Here is a 20246-nt window from a genome sequence, read left to right on the forward strand (position 1 = left end):
TTTAGCATCAATTCTATTCTGGCTTCTGCTAAGCCATAAACGACATAATTCCCTGCCAGCCGATACGTATACCAAGTACTGTGAGGATCACTAAGATAAGCTGACGAAAGCGTGCTTGTGGTAAATAACGTCGCAAGCGGATACCGACTAAGAGCGCGGTGATTGACATAACACTAAGTAAAGCAATCAGTTGCCATTCACCACTGCTTAGTGCCATGATAGGCTCACGTAATACAATGATTTGGGCAATTTTACCCAAGAAATAGCACATATTGCCGACTTTAGCGATAGTATGCTTATCGTTGCTTGCAGACAATAAATACATCATCAATATGGTCGACATAGCATTGGTCGCGCCGCCAATCACGCCTGCACTAAAGCCAACGATGATTAACACAGGCTTGGTCGCAGGTAGACGAAGTTGCTTACCAAGCAAGCTGCTTATGACGTAAAAGCCAATAACGGCTGCCAATAACAATAAAATATATGCGCTATCGACCCATAGTAAGAGCTTCGCGCCTAGAATACTACCGAGTAAGCTGGTCAATGCCAGTAACCAATAGCGCCTGCCATAATAGATGAAATTTTGCCAAATCGTGCGACCACCACCTGCCAGCCAAGTCATCGCATTGAGTAATAACGATGGAAAAATGACTAATACAATAGCATGTGGTAAAGGATACATACTGGCAAGCGCGGTAGTAGTCACCAAGGTGATACCTAGGCCACTAATGCCGTGTAGTAAGGATGCCAGAGCAAAAATCGCAATAAGCAATAACGTTTGAGTACTATCGCCATCTATCATGTTAGCCCTACTAGTCAAAACTTCATATCTTCTTCGATATGTATTATGCTTATGCAACAAGTAATCATACTAATCGTCACTACAATGCGTGCTGTAATGAGCAGCATTGAGTACCACTAAACATTACTAAATACTGTGACGTTGCCAAATCGCCTCACCAATGATCGTCGTTAGCTGCTCAGCAATTTTATCCTTACTTGCTTTATCAAGTATGATGCTATCGTGCTCATAATGTGTTGAGAAAAAAACTTCCATTGCATTGTCATCACTGGCAAAGCCAATATCAGCACGTGAGACGTCATTGCAAGCAATCAAATCTAAATCTTTAGAAAGCAGCTTACCACGAGCATAACGTTCAACATCTTGAGTTTCTGCTGCAAAGCCAACGACAAACAACTCAGGATGAGCAAGCGAGATAGTGGCTAAAATGTCGGGGTTTTTAACCAAACTCAGCGTCATGGCATCTTGGGTTTTTTTAATTTTTTGCGGGGCCGCTTCTTCAGTACGATAATCAGCAACCGCCGCAGTGGCAATAAAGATATCCGCCATTACATTTTGATTCTCGCTATGAGCATGCTCCTTATCATCAATCTCATGGCTGTGGTTATGACCATCGCCGCAATCACACTCGCCATGATGTTCATGTTGATGGCTATGATCGTGATCGTGAGAATGGTCGTGCTCATCTTCAGGCACATACTGTAGCGCACTGTGCGTACCATCCACGCACTGCTGGGCTGCTATCAGCATCTCTTTAGCCGACAACACATCAATGCGCGTGACATTGAGCGGTGTCGGCAGTGCCACTTTGCCACCCGCAATCAAGATAACGTCTGCACCAGCAGCAACACAGGCACGCGCCAAAGCAAAACCCATTTTCCCCGTAGAATGATTAGACAAATAACGCACCGGGTCAATGGCTTCAACGGTCGGTCCTGCGGTAATCACGACTCTTTTACCTACCAATAACTGAGGCGTCGTCTGCATTGCTTGAAACAGTAAAATTTCTTCTAATAACTGTTCAGGCTCAGGTAAGCGTCCTGCACCCACATCACCACAAGCTTGCTCACCACTAGCAGGCGCAATGATTTGATAATTCATATCACGCAGGGTTTGCACATTTAAGTGAACGGCAGGATGCGCCCACATCTGTTGATTCATCGCAGGCGCGATAATGACTGGCGCTGTCGTTGCAAGACAGACCGTGGTCAGTAAATCATCTGCCATACCCATTGCCAGCCGCGCTAACGTATTGGCAGATGCCGGCGCGATGACCATAAGGTCTGCCCATCTTGCAAGCTCAATATGACCCATGCCCGCTTCCGCTTTTTCATCGAGTAACGAGATATGCACCTCATTACCCGTCAAAGCTTGTAGGGTTAGTGGAGTGATAAAAGCCTGTGCACCTGACGTCATAACGACGCGCACCTCAAAGCCTGCCTTGATTAATAGACGGGCAAATACAGCAGATTTATAAGCGGCAATACCGCCAGTGATAGCAAGCAGGATATTTGACATAAGCGTGGCATCAGCAAAAAATTGAAAGATAAAATTGCGCTTATAGTAGCAATTATGCGATAAGTTAGGGAAAGTTTTCTAAATTTATCTCGTCGCAAGTGCATCTTAAGGAATAAGCATGGCAATCAAAGACTGGCATGAGGATGATAGACCGCGTGAGAAGCTATTAAAATTTGGCGTCGCGCACTTATCCGACGCTGAGATATTGGCGATATTTCTGCGCACGGGCACACAGTCGCAGTCAGCCATTGAGCTGGCTCGTCATTTGATTGAGCAATTTGGTAGCCTAGCAGAGCTGTTAGCCGCGCCGCAAGAAACTGTCCTTGCTTGTCACGGCATCGGTCCTGCCAAATACGCGCAGATACTCGCCTCACTTGAGATGGGCAGACGCTATTTGGACAGTCAGCTTAAAACGGGTCAAGGACTTGGACGCTCGCAAATGGTCAAAGACTATATCAGCACTCAGTTGCGCGGTGAGCCGCGAGAAGTGTTCGCCGTGCTATGTTTGGACAATGCCTTGAATCTAATCAATTTTGAGATATTGTTTACAGGCGGCATCTCTTCTTGCTCCGTCTGTATAAAGCATGTGCTACGTCATGCGTTAAGCCATGCTGCAAGCCAGCTCATTATTGCTCACAACCATCCGCATACCGATGCCAAGCCATCAACGGCGGATAACTTGTTAACCTATGAGCTCAAAAAAGCTTGTGACCTAATAGATTTGTCTTTGATTGACCATGTCATCGTTGGGCGCAATGAGACTTTATCTTATGCTGAAAACGGTTTAGCGCCTTTTAACTAACGTTTAATGACTCGCATTTGGTTATATACACAAATCTTGATACATATTATCGACACAGCGTAGCGTTTTCGCTCTTGATAGTTATAAACAACTGTTTCATATTGGTAGTTAACTTCATTTTTGGGAGAGCCTTTATTCCCGATGCGAAGTTTTTATTTTATATCAGCTCTATTTGAAATCACTAATGTCAAACAACTAAAACTATTTTTCACTATAAAGAAGGAAGCTTGGAATATAAAACAACAATCATAGTTATTTCAAACTTTCTTATTCACTTATATTTTGACGCTTTTTTATTAAGCGTTGCAAAGGAGGCAGTTATGGCCATTGGCTTATTTATTTTGGCAGTCATCATTCAATTAGCCATGGTCTTGGCCATCTTTTTGTTGTCATTATCGCGTGTCACAGGCAGTATCGTTGCCTTAATCACTGTCCTCGTTACTGCTTTCATCAGTCCATGGTCGCTTATCCTAGGTCTACCCATTGCGCTACTTTGCCTAGTGCTGCTTATTACCCCTATTCGTCAAAGCCTGCTTACCAAGCCTGTCTATAAAGCCTTGGGCGGTGCCATGCCAAGTATGAGTGACACAGAGCGTGAGGCACTTGATGCAGGTACTAGCTGGTGGGAAAAAGAGCTGTTTATGGGCGCGCCTGATTGGGATACGTTTGCAAAATACCCCTATCCAGAATTGTCAGAAGAAGAGCAAAGCTTTATAGATAATGAAGTAGAAGTGCTCTGTGCAATGCTTGATGAGTGGCAAATTCATCATGAAGATAAAGAGCTGTCACCAGAGGCGTGGCGATTTATCAAAGCCAATGGCTTTTTGGGTTTAATTATTCCCAAAGAATATGGTGGATTAGAATTTAGCTCATATGCCCAAAGTCGCGTGATGAGTAAGATTGCCTCACGCTCGCCGACTGCTGCAGTGACCTGTATGGTACCAAACTCACTCGGTCCTGGTGAGCTATTGATGCATTACGGTACCGATGAGCAAAAGCAGCGCTGGCTACCGGGTCTAGCGAAAGGTGAAGAGGTTCCGTGCTTTGGCTTGACAGGTCCAGAAGCGGGCTCTGATGCCGGTGCGATTCCGGATACTGGGGTAGTTTGTTATGGCATGCATGAAGGTGAGCAAGTGCTTGGTCTACGCATGAATTTCTCTAAGCGTTGGATTACTTTAGCCCCTATCGCAACAGTAGTAGGTTTAGCATTTAAAATGCACGACCCCGAAGGTTTACTTGGTGATCTTGAAAAAACCGATTACGGTATTACTTGTGCGCTGGTTCCAGCCAGCCACAAAGGGGTTATTATCGGTCCGCGCCACAATCCAATCGGTTCGCCATTTATGAATGGGACAGTCGATGGTCAAGATGTCTTTATACCGCTAGATTATATTATTGGTGGAGTGGAAAATGCAGGACGCGGCTGGCGTATGCTGATGGAGTGCTTGGGTGTCGGTCGCGGGATCTCATTGCCTGCCCTATCGACTTCTGCCAGTGAAATGAGTTATTTGTCGGTTGGTGCCTTTGCAAAGGTTCGTGAGCAGTTTAAAATCTCCGTCGGAAAATTTGAAGGCGTGCAAGATGCCACCAGCCGCATTGCCAGTAATACTTATATGTTAGAAGCTTTTAGGCATCTGGTGACTTGTGGTCTAAACCAAGGTGGTACGCCATCAGTGATGACAGCAATGGCAAAATACTATGCCACTGAGACCATGCGTTCAGTGATTAATGATGGTATGGATGTCGTTGGTGGTCGCGCAGTACAAATGGGACCGCGTAACTTTTTAGCCATTCCTTATCAAGCGATCCCAGTATCAATCACCGTTGAGGGCGCCAACATATTGACGCGCTCATTGATGATTTTTGGTCAAGGGGCGATGCGCTGTCACCCTTATCTATTCGATGAACTGCAACTACTACAAAGCGAAGATAAAGAAGGCGCGCTCAAGCAGTTCGATAATTTATTCTTTAAGCATTTGGGCTATACTTTTAATCGCGGTGCGAAAGCGTTCGTCGCAGGCTATGTTGGTGGCAGCAATGATGCGCCAAATTTTGCAGATAATTTTACCCGTCCCTATTACAAAGACATTAACCGCTTAAGCGCAGGCTTTGCTTTAACTGCTGACATGTCTTTAGGGTTATTGGCTGGCGATTTAAAACGCAAAGAGATGCTATCTGGGCGCTTAGCAGACATCCACTCTCATCTATTTATCTGTACAGCTATTTTGCAGTTTTATGAATATGGCAGCAAATCAGTCGCTGAGCGCTTGCATGCTGAAGTGGCGTTAAAAAATAGCCTTTATACTATCCAAGAAGCATTCCTATCTTTATTTGCCAATTTTCCAAATCAGTTTGCAGCCAAATTAGTGAGCTTTGTGACTTTTCCCAGTGGTCGTATCTTTGCCCCAGTGAGTGATGAATTAAAACGCCAACTGGGTGATACGTTTATGGATGATTTTGAAGCAAATCCCTTCCGCGACTATCTTAAAACCATGGTTTATTATAATACTGAGCCGGATGATGTCACAGGGCGTATGGAGCATGCTTATCAAATACTGCTCGAAGTCGAACCTTTATGGCAGAAATTTAAAAAAGCAGAGCATAAAGACAGTTTTGAAGGTTTAACTTTTGAAGATCATGTGGTCTATGCCAGTCAAAATGGTGACATTACTGAAGAAGAAGCTGAACAGTTAATAACCTATAATTCGATACGCTATGATTCCTTATTGACCGATACATTTGATAAGCATTTATCAAAAGTGCAAGAACGTGCTAACCCACACAGTTTAGAGAACGCTGTACATAGGCTAACTGACTATGCTGAACTAAAAAGCGAGGCTCAGTTAAAAAACAATGCTCAGTTAAATGAGGCATTAAACCCTGATAATCTGCAGCAGACCTCTGAGAATATCGCATCAGTTGATTCAATGCCAGACAATAACCAACCAACAGGAGATACTAACCCTGATCATGGCTATGAGAGTGATGGTGATGTAAAAATGGTCAATGAACAAGATACTGCCAAGGAAATTAATGCACAGACTGATTTTCAGGATTCACATCCTGAAATAGAAGCCCTTGGCTCGCGTCACCGTGATGCAGCATCGCATCTAAATGAACGTATGAGTTATAACCATAGATTAAACAAAGATAAATTTGCTAGCACAAGTAGCGAGCAAGACAATCACGAGCAGCAAACAGAAACCAGTGACCCTACATGGCAAGATGGTTTGCGCCGTGACGAAAACGACAATGTCTAACTAAGATTGATCTACCTATCGCCATTTATCTATATTGATTGAAGCAAGTGAGATGGTCTCATCAGAGTCATCTCGCTTTTTTATTTTACCGCTCATATTATTTTTTTATGCTCCTTCAACAACGCTTCATTCAGTCAAATTCATATGAATTTTTGACAGATGAAAAATCCGAACATACTAATATTGTAATGTCACGTTATTTAAGTCATAAAAAAATCTTGCAGTATCCCTAGCTATTCTTTTATATTGTCCCCCAAAATCTGACTTAAAGGTCAGTTCATATATTTATAGACGTCACAGTAACAGTCATGACAGCAATCTTGCACTCATATTGAGCGCGCTATTGTGTCTATTGCTGTGCGTAACGGACACCAAGGATAGCGTTTATGTGGAAAAATATGGGTTTGACCGGCAAAATTATTGTTGCCATGGTGCTCGGTATTATACTGGGTCTATTTATAAACTACTCTGGCTTGAACACGGAAGGCAGCTTTGTTAATAATTATGTCACCAACGGTTTTCTTGCCATTGTCGGTAAGCTGTTTGTTAACTCGCTAAAAATGCTCGTCGTGCCACTGGTCTTGATTTCACTGATCTGCGGCGTATGCGGTATCGGTGATATTCGTCTATTAGGACGTATTGGTACCAAAACCTTTTTCATCTATATGGTGACGACAGCACTGGCGATTGCAACTGCTATTGGGCTTGGCGTGCTGTTTGGTATCGGCAAAGGCATGAATATAGCAACAGAGGCGGCGTTTGAAGCTGAGAAAGCGCCACCACTACTCGATGTATTTTCCAATATTATTCCCTCTAACCCTATCAGTGCGATGGCAAATGGCGACATGCTATCAATTATCTTCTTTGCCGTTTTGATTGGTATTAGTATTTTGATGGTAGGAAAACCCGCTAAAGGCTTGGTTCAAAGTTTAGAGCTAATCAATGAAGTCATCTTAAAAATGGTGACTATCATTATGAATCTTGCACCATATGGTGTCTTTGCGCTATTGACCAAAGCCATGGCAGAGCTTGGCTTAGACCTGATTTGGTCATTACTTGGTTATGTTGCGGTACTGGTTGGTTCACTGGCATTCCATTTCTTTGTGACCATGATGATTGTCCTCAAGCTGTCTTCAGGCTTGTCAGTCAGAACGTTTTTGGCAAAAATGCGCGAAGTACAGATTTTTGCTTTTAGTACTTCAAGCTCGAATGCAACGATTCCAATTACCTTGCGTACGGTCACCAAGCGCATGGGTGTTAATAACTCAGTTGCTTCATTCACTATCCCTTTTGGCGCGACGATCAACATGGATGGTACAGCCATCATGCAAGGCACAGCGACCATTTTTATTGCCAATATTTATGGTATTGACTTGGGTATAACTGAGTATTTGACCGTTATTTTGATGTCAGTGCTCGCCTCTGTCGGTACGGCAGGTGTTCCGGGTGTTGGTCTAATCATGCTGTCAATGGTATTTGCCCAAGTCGGTCTACCGATTGAAGGTATTGGTCTTATTTTAGGGGTCGACCGTATCCTTGATATGTTACGTACAGCAGTCAATGTCGGCGGTGATGCTGCGGTGACCGCTATCGTCGCAAAATCAGAAGGTAAAATGGATTTAGCGATTTATAACGATCCTGATGCTGGCTCAAAAGATGTCTTTGACGGTCATATCGATGAGAACAGCGAACGCGAATTCTCTGAAGTCTTTAGCGATGGCATTATGGGCAGCGAGTATGATGATGTTAAGCGCGGCTAATCGTGATCAGTGATTGCCTATAAATAAGTCATAAAAAAACCTCAGCCGATTGGTCTGAGGTTTTTTTATGCAGCAAGTACGTTTTTAGACCAAGAGTTGCATTCTTCTTGATCAATCTACCCTCCACTAACCAAGTACATATTTAGTCACCATCACAAGACAAACCAATACAATCATGGGACGAATGAGTCTACTGCCGCCTTTTACTACCATATGCGAGCCAAAATACGCCCCTATAGTTTGCCCTACCATCATCGCCAGCCCTACTGTCCACAATACATTACCGCCCAATATAAAGAAGATTAATGAGCCAATATTGGTCGATAAATTCAGTACCTTTGCCGCACCAGTTGCTTGGATAATTTTTCGACCACGTAATGCCACATTGCCAAGCGCAAAAAACATACCTGTCCCAGGTCCCATATAGCCGTCATAAAAACCAATTAAAGGGGCGGCAATTTTTTGCCAAGCACCTTCTGAGATACGAGGGGCAGCTTCCACTTCACCAAGTTTGGGGGCAAACAAAGTATAGATACCAATGGCTGCAATCAAAAATGGAATCAGCTTTTCTAACAAGTCAGGTGGCGATAACTGCACCGCGATTGAGCCAAAGATAGAGCCAATAAAAGCCGCAATAATCGCTGTTTTAATGTTCTTGGGTTTAACCACACCCTTTCTAATCATGGTAATAGACGCTGCTAGTGCCCCTGATGCTGCTTGTAGCTTATTGGTACCCAATGTCAATACAGGCGGAATATTGGCAAGTAGCATGGCAGGAATAGTCAACAAACCACCGCCACCAGCAATAGCATCGATAAAACCTGCCAACGCGGCTACAGCGGTCAACATTAGAATAACTTCAATAGAAAGGGATACGTCCATGACACTGACCTGCAAAATTTATGATATAAGAGACACAAGCCTTAAAAGATTCAACCAATTCTACTTTTTAGCAGCATTTTTTTAGCAAAACTTTTTGATAGTATGTTTTTAAAAACGCTCATTTAAAAATAGTTGAATGAATATCAGGCAAAAAATATGGATAGATAATGTGTATATTATTTTGATAACGGCTAATGCTATAAGAGTCAAATTCGATGCTAACCGTTACGTAAAGCGGCTTATTATAAAGATAAAACTGCGAAAAAAGCCATAACCCTAGCAAAGTCTGCTAGATTTATCGCACAAGGTACTTTAAAAACAGCTTTTTTCGTCATGAAGCTTTCAAGTTAAAAGGTAAACCCAGTAACCTATTTCATTTGTTTATATGAATAAGAATATGAGAAACTAGGGATATACGTCTATTACACTGGTATTATAAACATCAGTGCTAACAAAGACTTGTCCCCATATGTGGTCGCGTACTTAAGGCGGAGCCATTACAGACATACAAAAATACTTGAGCTTTTGAATACTTTCGCACGTTTTATTTAGTTAATGAGGACAATATGGCAATACATAAAATCAGAGCGTTTTTTAATCTCGAGGCTTCGGGCGGCATCGTCCTAGCGCTGGCAGCTATCGCAGCAATGATTATTGCTAATACTTCTCTAAATACGTGGTACGAATCCTTTATTCATGCACCTGTCGCTATTCAAATTGGCAGCTTCTCAATCGCTAAAGATGCGCATCATTGGATTAATGATGGCTTGATGGCAGTGTTCTTCTTTTTAGTGGGACTTGAGCTTAAGCGTGAAGTGTTAATCGGCGAGCTGTCCAATGTAAAGCAAATTATCTTGCCAGCAGGGGCGGCTCTTGGCGGCATGATCATGCCAGCCATCGTCTATCTGTTTTTTAACTATAATGAACCTGAGTTTTGGCGAGGTTGGGCGATTCCTGCCGCAACCGATATCGCCTTTGCTCTTGGTATTTTGAGTTTACTTGGTAATCGCGTACCCAACTCATTAAAAGTATTCTTAGTCTCGATTGCTATTTTTGATGATATCGGCGCGATTATTATCATTGCTTTATTTTATACCAATGATTTATCGCTTGGTTCACTGGCTATCGCGGGCTTATGTCTGCCGTTTTTATATCTGCTTAATCGCCGTAACGTTACTAGCATAACTCCTTATTTGCTAATTGGCGTTATCATGTGGGTTGCCGTACTCAAATCCGGTATCCATGCAACATTAGCTGGGGTTGTATTGGCGCTATTTATTCCTTTATTTGATCGCACTGACCCTGAGCATTCCCCGCTTGAAGAGCTTGAGCACGACCTACAAAACACCGTTTCTTACGGTATCCTGCCATTGTTTGCTTTTGCCAATGCGGGCATTTCGCTTAAGGGCGCAGGGTTTGGTGAGCTGTTTCATTCTGTGCCGCTTGGTATTGCCGCCGGACTGTTCATCGGTAAACAAGTAGGCGTCATGCTGATGTGCTGGTTAATCTTTAAACTGGGCATTTCTACTATGCCAAAAGGCATGAATTTTAAGCAAATCTACGGCGCAGCATTGTTATGTGGTGTGGGCTTTACCATGAGTTTGTTTATCGGTGGGCTTGCATTTGCCGGTGAGACGCCATTATTTGATGAGCGTTTGGGTATCATTATGGGTTCAATCGTCTCTGGTATCGCAGGTTATATGATGCTCAAAGCCACTTTAAAAGATGAGGTTAATGTAACCTCTGTAGACTTAACGCGCCATTCTTAATAAAAGATTGAGCTACTTTATCCCAAAGTAGTTCAATCAACTTAATAAAAAGCAGTTGATACAGAGTTGCTCATAAATATGGATTCCATCGACATCTCTAAAAAAATCGCTAAAACAAGTACCGCCAGTGCTCGGCAAGGTGCAGGCTGTCATCAAGCGCCTGTTTCTTATCAGCGTCATGGACGCACCACTGCCATTGATGACCATAGTGATCTGCAAGTATTAAAACGCATTAAGCGCTATCTACTGCCAAAAGACTTTGTCATATCGCAAGATTTGTTAGAGGAAATAGTTGCAGGCTACGATATTGGCGATCCAATAGCAGATGATCTAGCCTCTGATGGCATTCGTTTTGCCAAGCCATTACAGCAGTTTATTATTGATGAGAAAGCGGACTCTAACCTCAAGAATAATTCCTCATTCAACGCATTAACTGAACAATTTAGTCGCCATCCCGATTGGTTTGATCCTAAGCTTGCCCAAATCGGCGCGGTTGCCTATCGCCGTTATCCACTGATGCTGATTTGGTTGTTGCGTAATGTGGCCCTCATGGCAGGCTATAGTATCCCTGCCTTATCGCTACCGCTGATTCAGACTGGCGCACTGATGCATGACGCTTTACCAAGATTGATGCGTACCTACGCCTATATCTTGGCGGTCTCTGAGCACCCTCAATTGCATTTAGATTCAGAGCATAGCAAACCTAATATTGAACGAGTATTGGCTATCGGCTCTGAAGGTTGGCAGCAATCCATTAAAGTACGTCAAATACATACCTCAGTACGACAGAACTTGCTCAAAGGTAAAGGCAATGCTGCTAAAGGCGTCATACCAGATGCCAACCAACATCACAACCCAGATGGCAGCTGGAATACTGCATATTGGGGTATTCCTATCAATCAAACCGATATGATTGCTACTCATTTGCAGTTTTCACTATTGATTATGCGCGGCTTAAGATTGCTTGGCGCCCGTATTAGCACTGAGGAAGCAGAAGGCATTTTGCATTTATGGAATCTTGCCAGTTATTGGATGGGAGTTGATTTGCAGCGACTGCCAAAAGATGAAGCCGCCTGTTGGGAATGGCTCTATACCTATTTGTCGATTCAGCAGCTTGATTTTAAAATGGGACGACCACTGGCAAAAGCCCTGCATGATTTGCCACGTCAGCTGATGGGTGAGGACAATCGCCGTGGGCGTTTCGTTGAGATGGTCAATGCCAGCGTGACCCGTACCTTGGTTGGTGATGATATTGGCGATGGGCTAAACCTACCAAAATCAAAAATACGCTTTGGCGTATTGTCATCCGTGCCGATTCTATTTGCCCTCGATACTGCCCGTCAACACAATAGCAGAGTCGCCAACAAGCTAGAAGCATTTCGTGCTAAACGCCAAGACAATATGAACTGGTGGTTAAAGAAGAATGATGATTATTATAAATAGAATGCATTCATTCATTATCACTAACGTTTATAATAACGATCCTCCTTCGCCAAAAACATGATTATTAGCGAGTATCTAACACTTCTATGATCGAGTATCTTGTATGCGGTAATACCACTCTAGCTGCCGATCAAAGCCTGTTTCTAATAAACTGGCAATGACTCGTCCCGTCAGACCCCACACCGTTTCGCCATCTACTTGCCAGCTCGGTGTCAGAAGCGTTGCTGCCTGATCTTGCAATGTATATTCTATAGAATATTCGACTGTCGGCTGAGTTAATAAAGTCTCAAAATCTGCCCAAAAAATGCGTGATATCTCCCCAAGCTCTGGCACCAAAAGCAGATCTGGCGCAATCAGCGCCACAATAGGACGTACACTCATACCACTTTTAGAGGTTTGGATAGGCAGTTGACCAAGCAGCTGAACTTTATTAGGCGGTAGCGCGGTTTCCTCGCAAGCCTCACGTAGGGCGGTAACGACATTGTTACCATCGCCTACTTCATGTTTGCCACCAGCACAGGATACCTCGCCAGCATGACTGTTCATATGAGCAGCGCGGCGAGTCAGCAGCAGCTTAGGATGGCGCTCATGAGTGATAGCGACCAAGATAGAGGCATCGGCGATTGGGGTTTGATAAAGACTATTTAAAATACGGGCACTGCGCGAATGGTCGTGAGAGTCATAAAGCGCGGGACTAGCAATAGCCTTTAAGGTCTCGTGCTGCACCCGTTCAGCCAACTTTCTGATCGTGGGATAACGTATAAAATCTGGTACAGCGACTGTCATTTCATCAAAACGTACGGACTGTGAGGGATTTAGCATTATAATTGCCCTGTATTTTTATCAGTATTAGCCATCAAAACGTTGAATAGTTGCAGCAAGCAGATTGCGACAACCGTCAGACAGACTTGGTCTTTTATCATTGTACGACTACAATTGGTCCTCATGGATCAAGGGTGTCATTAATATATTATTTAGGAAATGCTCGTGGATAAGATTTTTTCATTACATAAAATGCAGGGCAAAACTGATGATTGCCCGCAAAGGTTGCCATTAGTCATCATTGCCATTGCTTGGGCTGGCGGGACATTTGCCACTGCTGTATTGGCATTACTGGGAAATTGGCAAAATATCGCGATGATTTTGGGCTCATTTGGCGCCAGCTGCCTGCTTATTTTTGCTTATCCAGAAAGCCCTTTTGCTCAGCCAAGAAACATTGTCGGTGGTCATCTTATTACTACCTTTACTGGCTTAGCTTTTATGTCTTTATTTGGGGTTGAGTGGTGGAGCTTGTCCCTTGCCGTTGGTACGGCAATTGCTCTCATGTTACTGCTGCGCGTACCGCATCCACCTGCAGGCTCCAATCCATTGATTGTGATGCTCGGCGGCGTAAAGTGGCATTTTTTGCTCACTCCGACGCTAGTAGGTGCCCTTGCCTTAGTAGTGGTAGCGCTGATTTACAATAACATTGGTCGTGGCAGACACTACCCGCGCTATTGGTAACATAGTCAATTTAAAGTAGAGTCCCTTATAGCCTAGCGCAATCTGATAATAACTGCATACCTTTTGTGTGACTGATAGGCTTGGTCTATTCTGTTAGCACACAAGGAGTTCCAACGGTGATTCAACTCACAAAATACGCTGTTATTATCATTGCCAGTATGAGGAAGATTTGTGTTATCTTAATATAAAGGGCGATTGTCAGATAATCATCTGATATTCGATAGCCCTAGTATCTGATACAACAACCTGATACAACAACAATTATAAATCTTAAAGCTATACGTCTTAAAGCTATACGTCTTAAAGTAACCTTATCTCTCTCATTTCATTATATAAGGCAGTCGATATGCGCTATTGTCTACAATGCGGTTGTGAAGCAGAACGCAAAATACCAGCTACGGATAATATACCGCGTTTGGTATGCCCAAACTGTCATTATATTCATTATGAAAACCCAAAGATAATTTGTGGTTCACTGGTCGTCCATAAACATCGGGTGCTGCTCTGTCGACGCGCAATCGAGCCGCAGTATGGCTTATGGACGTTGCCTGCAGGCTTTATGGAAAACGGCGAAACCATGGCCGAAGGTGCCGCGCGTGAGAGCTTTGAAGAGGCTGACGCGGTCGTGATCAATCCACATTTATATTGCTTGTATGACATTCCAGATATTGGTCAAATCTATAGCATCTATATCACCGAACTAAAAGACGGTGCTTATGGTATCGGCTCTGAAAGTCTTGATTGTGCGTTATTCACAGAAGAAGACATTCCTTGGGATAAGCTTGCATTTGAAGCGGTACGCCGTACCCTAAAAAGCTATTTTGCAGACCGTCAACATTACGACAATTATGATCAATTCCCAATTCATCAAGAGATCATTGGCAAAGACCAAGCCATTAAGCGCTATTAATAACGAAGCTCGCTAAAAAGCTGACTTACAAAAGCAAGTAGTAAAGACCGTTAATAAGAATTAAGCTCAAATCTTATCAACGGTTTTTTATTGCCTAATGTTAACCGCTTAAGCTAAGTCGCGAGGATACCATGCTGACACTACAACATTCTTTTGCCCTATTACCGCTAACTTTGGCCCTAGGGCTGACGAGTGTAAGCGGTCATGCTGAAAGCACCCCTTTAACCGCCAAAGAATCAGACCCGCAAACGCTCGGCTGGATGCAAGGTTTCCCGCCTCCAAAAGACAAGCTAATCACTCAGCCACAGTCTGACTTTTTTAGTTTTCCCAAACTGCGTTGGACAGTCTGTTATATTCGAGAGCTAATGCCCACTACCGAAGTCAGTCGCGGTATCGGTGCACCATCCAAACTTAACTATGCACTCGATAAAAATATTGATGCCATTACCTTTACCCCAACCAATAGCAAACGTCCTATGACATGGCGGCAGTCACTTGATGCTAACTATACAGACGGCATTATGATCATGCATCATGGCAAGGTCGTCTATGAGCGTCAAAATGGTTGCCTCAATGAGCTGGGTAATCACGCCGCAATGTCGATGACCAAGTCGATGACAGGACTGCTAGCAGAAATCCTCGTCACCGAAGGTAAGCTTGATGATAAGGCATTGGTTGCCTCTATTATTCCTGAGCTGGCAAAAAGTGGCTTTGGCGATGCCACCGTACGCCAAGTGATGGATATGACCACGGCGCTCGATTATAGTGAAGACTATGCCGATCCTGACGCAGACATCTGGAAGTATTCAGAAGCGGCAAGCCCGTTACCAAAACCCAAAGGCTATAGCGGACCCAATGGCTATTTCGAATATCTGCAAACGGTTGAGAAAAAAGGCGAACATGGTGTAGAGTTTAACTATCGAACCATCAATAGTGATGCGCTCGGCTGGATTATTTCACGCACCACTGGCAAGGCAATCGATGATTTGCTCTCTGAACGTATCTGGCAGAAAATCGGTGCCGAACAAAGCGCCTATATGACGGTAGATGCTAAGGGTACGCCGTTTGCTGGCGGTGGCATCAGTGCAGGTTTGCATGATATGGCACGTATTGGCAGCTTGATGCTCAATAAAGGTGAGATGAATGGTGAGCGTTTATTCCCAACAGCGGTAGTCGATAATATCGAAGCTGGCGGTGACAAAGGCGCATTTGCAAAAGCGGGCTATAAACAGCTCAATAATGGCAGCTATAAAAGTATGTGGTGGCTGTTTAATAATCCCACGCCTATTTATGCAGCACGTGGCGTCCACGGTCAAACGGTCTATGTTGATCCAGCAGCCGATATGGTCATCGTTCGCTTTTCCTCATACCCTGAAGCCAGTAATGGTAAAATCGACCCAACTTCGCTACCTGCCTATAAAGCAGTCGCTAATTACTTAATTAAAAAGTAAGCCTTTTAAAAATAATGCCTAAAGATAAAAACCGCCGCTTTCATTTTAGTGAAAGCGGCGGTTTTTTATATAGATACTGATTTTTTACAAGTTAAAAGCTAGCTTTTAATTTTACAGACTTTAAAGCCAAGCTCTTGTACTGCTGCTTCTTTATCATAAGGCGCTAATACCGCGCGGACATGCTTTTGCCCTTGCAGGTATTGCTTAGCAACACGTTGCAAGTCAGCTACTGTTACAGCCAAAATTGCTGCACGCATTTTACGTTGCCAGTCAACACCGCGATGATGCAAATCAGCGAAGCAGGCTTTAATTGCCTCACCTGCTGGAGAGCCTGGCTTATCCATTCCTGAGATAATACCTAAGATAGCTTCTTCTAACTGCTCATCGGTTTGCGGTTCATTCAACAGCCATTCGATACTGGCATCGAAATGGGCAAAAGTTTCAGCACACTGTGGATCGCGATAGCTAAAGAACTTAAAGGCACAAGCATTGGCATCGTAGCCCGCACCACCGCCATAAGCACCGCCGCGCTCACGAATGGCGCTATGCAGATAGCCATTGCGCAGGTAAGGCGCTAATACCATCAGGGCTACCGTATCAGGATGATCAGCCGTAGGAACGGTATAAGCACTGGCATTATGATAGACATTGGTTGGAACCAGCCATGCCAAGTCTTCAACATCGAGCGCCACATCACTTTCTAGAGCTTTGACCGCGTCTTTCTCCCCATTTAACGCTGTATCAAGTTGCAATTCGGCAAACTCACTTGGAATATTGGCTTCGATACTCGCATCAACATTTTTTAACTGCGCTGCAATTTTTGGCGCTTGGCTGTCTTTCCAACTCTCAACGATTAAATTACTCAAGCGTTCAGTTTGTTCGGCTTCGCAAATAATAACCGCGTGCTTAGGCAAACTAATCAAACGCTGATGTAAGTCCATCAAACTCGTCGCAAGCTTATCCCACTGTGCATCATCGCTACTGGCATGGGTTAAGAAGTCTTTTAGCGCATTCAATGCTGGTAGACCACTGCGTACATATTCTAACTGCGCTTGACGACTCATGCCGCGACTAGCCGTTTGCATGGCATAAGAATGCCCTGAACCAGCAAGGTTTGATTGCCAACCTGCTTGACGCTGCTGCAAGATTTCTTTGATACGGTCATGTTCAGTGAATACGCTATGTTCCATGACTTCTTTCAGCAAATCAATCGCTTCAGGTTTACGATTCAGCGCGCGCGTTGCCACCACAAAGTAGCTGCTAATCGCTTGGCTGTCATCGACATTGGTACGTTGGCTGATACGAGCCGTCACACCTGATGAATGCGCCGCTTGTTTGGCCTGCATTTCATGGGCACTAAGAGAATCTGTACCTAGCTCTGATAACAAGCTTAAATAAATAGGCAATAATGGATGATTAATCACTTCATTAACCGGTAGCTCGCTTGTATCCTGATTACCAATCTCATCGGTTAACGGTACGATGATTTGATAATAATACAAGCCGTTAGTGCCCGCTTCATATTCAAATAACGTACTTTCTTTGCCGCTTAAATTCACTTGTTTTTGCGTGCCTTGCTTAAAGCTGATATCGGTCGGGACATCTTCTAAGCCAACTTTTGGCAATAAACTTAAATCATCAGGTGCTGCTTGGCGCGCTGCCAAATCTAAAGCCTGTTGCTTTAAGATAGCTTTATCATCAGCGGTCAAATCCATCGCAATCGTATCAAGACGGGTTTGCTCGGCTGCTGCCAAACGGGCTGTTTTTTCACTATCAGGCGTCATGGTCACGCGCACACGATGCTGATTATCAAGCAAATGGATTTTGATTAAATTTGGCAGCCACTGCGCATCTTTTACTTGCTCACGTAGCCACTGCAAATGCTCATCAACTTCCCAGACATCGATAGGATTACCATCATGAATCGCGGTACTAAATCCTTCTAGCATCAGATTTAGACCATAAGGCATGCTATCGCCGCCGATATGACGCTGATCAATCTCGATTTGATGCAAGATAGTTTCAATGGTTTCATCATCAATCGGTTTGCTAGCAACCTCCTTAAGCAAATCAATAATACCCTGCTCTACTGCTTCAGCATGTTCAGGGTTTGAACCGCGCAGACCGGTATAAAAGACCATCTCATAATGACTGTCATCCAGACCTAGTAGCGGACTTGGCGCTTTGCCTAGTGGGTGGCTATCTAAATAGGCACGTAACGGCGAGCCAGCATGTTCAATCAATACGCCTTCTAAGAGACGCAGTGCTAAACGCTGCTTCGGATCAGTAATCGATGGTAATAACCACGCAACCACATGATGGGTTTGGTCAGGACCGGCTTCGTCAGCAGTATAAGTATCGACCGCACTAATCGGTGCAGACAGACGCTGCTCTGGACGCGAAACATGTTTTTTACCTGCTTCAAACTGAATCAAAGCATCGTCATGGATTTTTGCTTGCGTTTCAGCGACTGGAATATTACCAAAGCTCATAATCACACTGTTTGACGGATGATAATGGCTCTGATGGAATTCAACCAGCTCATTATGAGTCAAGTCTGGGATATCAGCAGGATCACCGCCCGAATTATAGTGATAGGTCGTTGTTGGGAACAGATGATGGGCGACCGTATGATACAACTGGTCAATCTCGCCACTCATTGCGCCTTTCATTTCATTAAAAACGATACCCTTAAATTGCGGCTTGTCATTTTCGTCTAACTCAACACGGATGCCTTCTTGGGCAAAATCAAGCGGGTGAATATTGGGGAAAAATGACGCATCAAGATAAACGGCAAGCAAATTAAAGTAGTCGTTTTTATTTTGCGTGGCATATGGATATGCTGTCCAATCAGCCGCTGTCATCGCATTCATAAAGGTATTTAACGAACGCTTAATCATTGAGAAAAACGGGTCGCGTACGGGGAACTTTTCAGAACCACATAAAGCCACGTGCTCTAGAATATGCGCCTCACCTTTTGAATCCATCGGCTGGGTACGAAAGCCAACCAAAAAGGCATTTTCATCACTCGGATGCGCCAAGTGATAATGCATCGCTCCGGTTTTGATATGCTGACTGATCAGCACATCCATCGATAATGCATCGATATGGCGGTGCTCAATCAGCTCAAAGGCAGGATGCAGGGTTAAATCAGCGGTAAATAGCGTGTCGGTCATGGTTATCCTTATGCATTAATTACTTCAGTATCATCTTAGCCAATAACCAAGGTATGAAATCGATATCAGCAATTAAAATAGTAAAATTTATATTTATAAAAAGATCGCTTTGAATAAACAATTAAAGTTATCAAAGCCTCATAGGTCATCTTCGAATTGAATGGCATTTATCAGCTAAAAAGAATTTGCCTAACGACAGTAGATGGGGCTAATACGCTAGTAAGTCAAGACAGTGGGTGGAGAAAAACACTAAGTCATCAAGAATAATGGATAAAGATAGCGCCCGATTTAACAAAGCCTACTTAACAGCAGTCATTAGTAGTGCTATAGTTAAAATCATCTGCCACAAGGAAGGAGCCGCTCATGAGTTACCAACATATTTTATTGGTCACCGACTTACTATCCGACGCTGACTTGGTTGCTCAAAAAGCCAAGCGTATCGTTGATAATCGTCCTGACTCCAAATTATCGGTATTACATATCGTAAAAGATACCATGGTTGGCTTTGGCTACGAGCTGGTGCCTGCCTCAAGCTTATATGATGAGATTGATGATGAGCGTTGCCAAGAAGCGCGTGCAAAACTGGCGCAGTTTTTGGATCGTAATGACTTACATGTGGTCAACTCTGAAGTGACAACTGCCATCTCAAATAGTGAAGGCATCGTCAACTATTGCCATAAGAATGACGTTGATTTATTGGTTATTGGTCGTCATGAACGTCATGGGATAGCAGCTTGGCTTAGTGGCGCAACGGCAGATAATATCTTGCCAAATGTACCTTGTGACAGCTTAGTTGTGAGACTTGATAAGCCGGTCAATAAATAAGTATAAGCATAGAATTAATACAGTCGATACTAAATAAGGTGAATGCACTTTATTATAGGGCAAAACTGGTACAAATTTTTCTTGCGTGCTGTGGCTGCGCCGACAGAGGCTACAAAAATTTATTCCAGTTTCGCTATATTTT

Annotated in this window: 14 protein-coding genes; 9 read left to right on the forward strand and 5 right to left on the reverse strand. The window is 43.7% G+C overall.

Features of this window, described 5'->3' with window-relative positions; all coding sequences use genetic code 11:
* Window positions 1–28: 28 nt before the first annotated feature.
* The gene (locus tag M0221_RS10655) at window positions 29–805 is read right to left on the reverse strand and encodes a sulfite exporter TauE/SafE family protein (RefSeq protein ID WP_201532515.1); all 777 of its coding nucleotides are present in this window, start codon (window positions 803–805) and stop codon (window positions 29–31) included.
* 126 nt (window positions 806–931) lie between these two features.
* Window positions 932–2323, reverse strand: coding sequence for a bifunctional phosphopantothenoylcysteine decarboxylase/phosphopantothenate--cysteine ligase CoaBC (gene coaBC, locus M0221_RS10660; protein ID WP_483283792.1), 1392 nt, complete (start codon window positions 2321–2323; stop codon window positions 932–934).
* A gap of 118 nt (window positions 2324–2441) precedes the next feature.
* On the opposite strand from coaBC, the gene radC reads away from it, so the two are divergent.
* From radC to M0221_RS10675, 3 genes are all read left to right on the forward strand, one after another.
* Window positions 2442–3125: a RadC family protein gene (gene radC / locus M0221_RS10665; RefSeq protein WP_483283793.1), complete on the forward strand. Its 684-nt coding sequence runs from the start codon at window positions 2442–2444 to the stop codon at window positions 3123–3125.
* Between the two features lie 320 nt (window positions 3126–3445).
* Window positions 3446–6385 (forward strand): acyl-CoA dehydrogenase, encoded by a 2940-nt coding sequence (locus M0221_RS10670; protein ID WP_483283794.1) that lies wholly within the window; start codon window positions 3446–3448, stop codon window positions 6383–6385.
* 386 nt (window positions 6386–6771) lie between these two features.
* A complete protein-coding gene (locus M0221_RS10675; RefSeq protein ID WP_011514436.1) occupies window positions 6772–8145 on the forward strand; it encodes a dicarboxylate/amino acid:cation symporter in 1374 nt (457 codons plus the stop codon).
* A gap of 126 nt (window positions 8146–8271) precedes the next feature.
* Here M0221_RS10675 and M0221_RS10680 read toward each other — a convergent pair whose 3' ends face one another.
* On the reverse strand, window positions 8272–9027 hold the full coding sequence (locus M0221_RS10680) for a TSUP family transporter (RefSeq protein WP_483283795.1): 756 nt from the start codon (window positions 9025–9027) through the stop codon (window positions 8272–8274).
* Window positions 9028–9593: 566 nt separating this feature from the next.
* Here M0221_RS10680 and nhaA point away from each other — a divergent pair.
* Together nhaA and M0221_RS10690 are read left to right on the forward strand one after the other, a co-directional pair.
* The gene (nhaA, locus tag M0221_RS10685; RefSeq protein WP_011514438.1) at window positions 9594–10796 is read left to right on the forward strand and encodes a Na+/H+ antiporter NhaA; all 1203 of its coding nucleotides are present in this window, start codon (window positions 9594–9596) and stop codon (window positions 10794–10796) included.
* A gap of 78 nt (window positions 10797–10874) precedes the next feature.
* On the forward strand, window positions 10875–12239 hold the full coding sequence (locus M0221_RS10690) for an oxygenase MpaB family protein (protein ID WP_483283796.1): 1365 nt from the start codon (window positions 10875–10877) through the stop codon (window positions 12237–12239).
* 84 nt (window positions 12240–12323) lie between these two features.
* Here the strand turns inward: M0221_RS10690 and M0221_RS10695 are convergent, their stop codons facing one another.
* Window positions 12324–13061, reverse strand: coding sequence for an NUDIX hydrolase (locus tag M0221_RS10695; protein WP_020444274.1), 738 nt, complete (start codon window positions 13059–13061; stop codon window positions 12324–12326).
* 159 nt (window positions 13062–13220) lie between these two features.
* Here M0221_RS10695 and M0221_RS10700 point away from each other — a divergent pair, with 159 nt between their 5' ends.
* The 3 genes from M0221_RS10700 to M0221_RS10710 all read left to right on the forward strand — a co-directional run bounded on the left by M0221_RS10700 (window position 13221) and on the right by M0221_RS10710 (window position 16103).
* Complete coding sequence (locus M0221_RS10700) at window positions 13221–13742, forward strand: HPP family protein (protein ID WP_133104776.1); 522 nt, start codon at window positions 13221–13223, stop codon at window positions 13740–13742.
* Between the two features lie 346 nt (window positions 13743–14088).
* Window positions 14089–14652, forward strand: coding sequence for an NUDIX hydrolase (locus M0221_RS10705; RefSeq protein WP_483283797.1), 564 nt, complete (start codon window positions 14089–14091; stop codon window positions 14650–14652).
* Between the two features lie 131 nt (window positions 14653–14783).
* Window positions 14784–16103 (forward strand): serine hydrolase domain-containing protein, encoded by a 1320-nt coding sequence (locus tag M0221_RS10710; protein WP_483283798.1) that lies wholly within the window; start codon window positions 14784–14786, stop codon window positions 16101–16103.
* Window positions 16104–16201: 98 nt separating this feature from the next.
* Here the strand turns inward: M0221_RS10710 and M0221_RS10715 are convergent, their stop codons facing one another.
* The gene (locus tag M0221_RS10715; RefSeq protein WP_181209642.1) at window positions 16202–19279 is read right to left on the reverse strand and encodes an insulinase family protein; all 3078 of its coding nucleotides are present in this window, start codon (window positions 19277–19279) and stop codon (window positions 16202–16204) included.
* A 363-nt stretch (window positions 19280–19642) separates the two neighbouring features.
* Here M0221_RS10715 and M0221_RS10720 point away from each other — a divergent pair, with 363 nt between their 5' ends.
* Window positions 19643–20104: a universal stress protein gene (locus M0221_RS10720; protein ID WP_011514445.1), complete on the forward strand. Its 462-nt coding sequence runs from the start codon at window positions 19643–19645 to the stop codon at window positions 20102–20104.
* Window positions 20105–20246 lie beyond the last annotated feature (142 nt).

The organism is Psychrobacter sp. ANT206, from assembly GCF_056880555.1.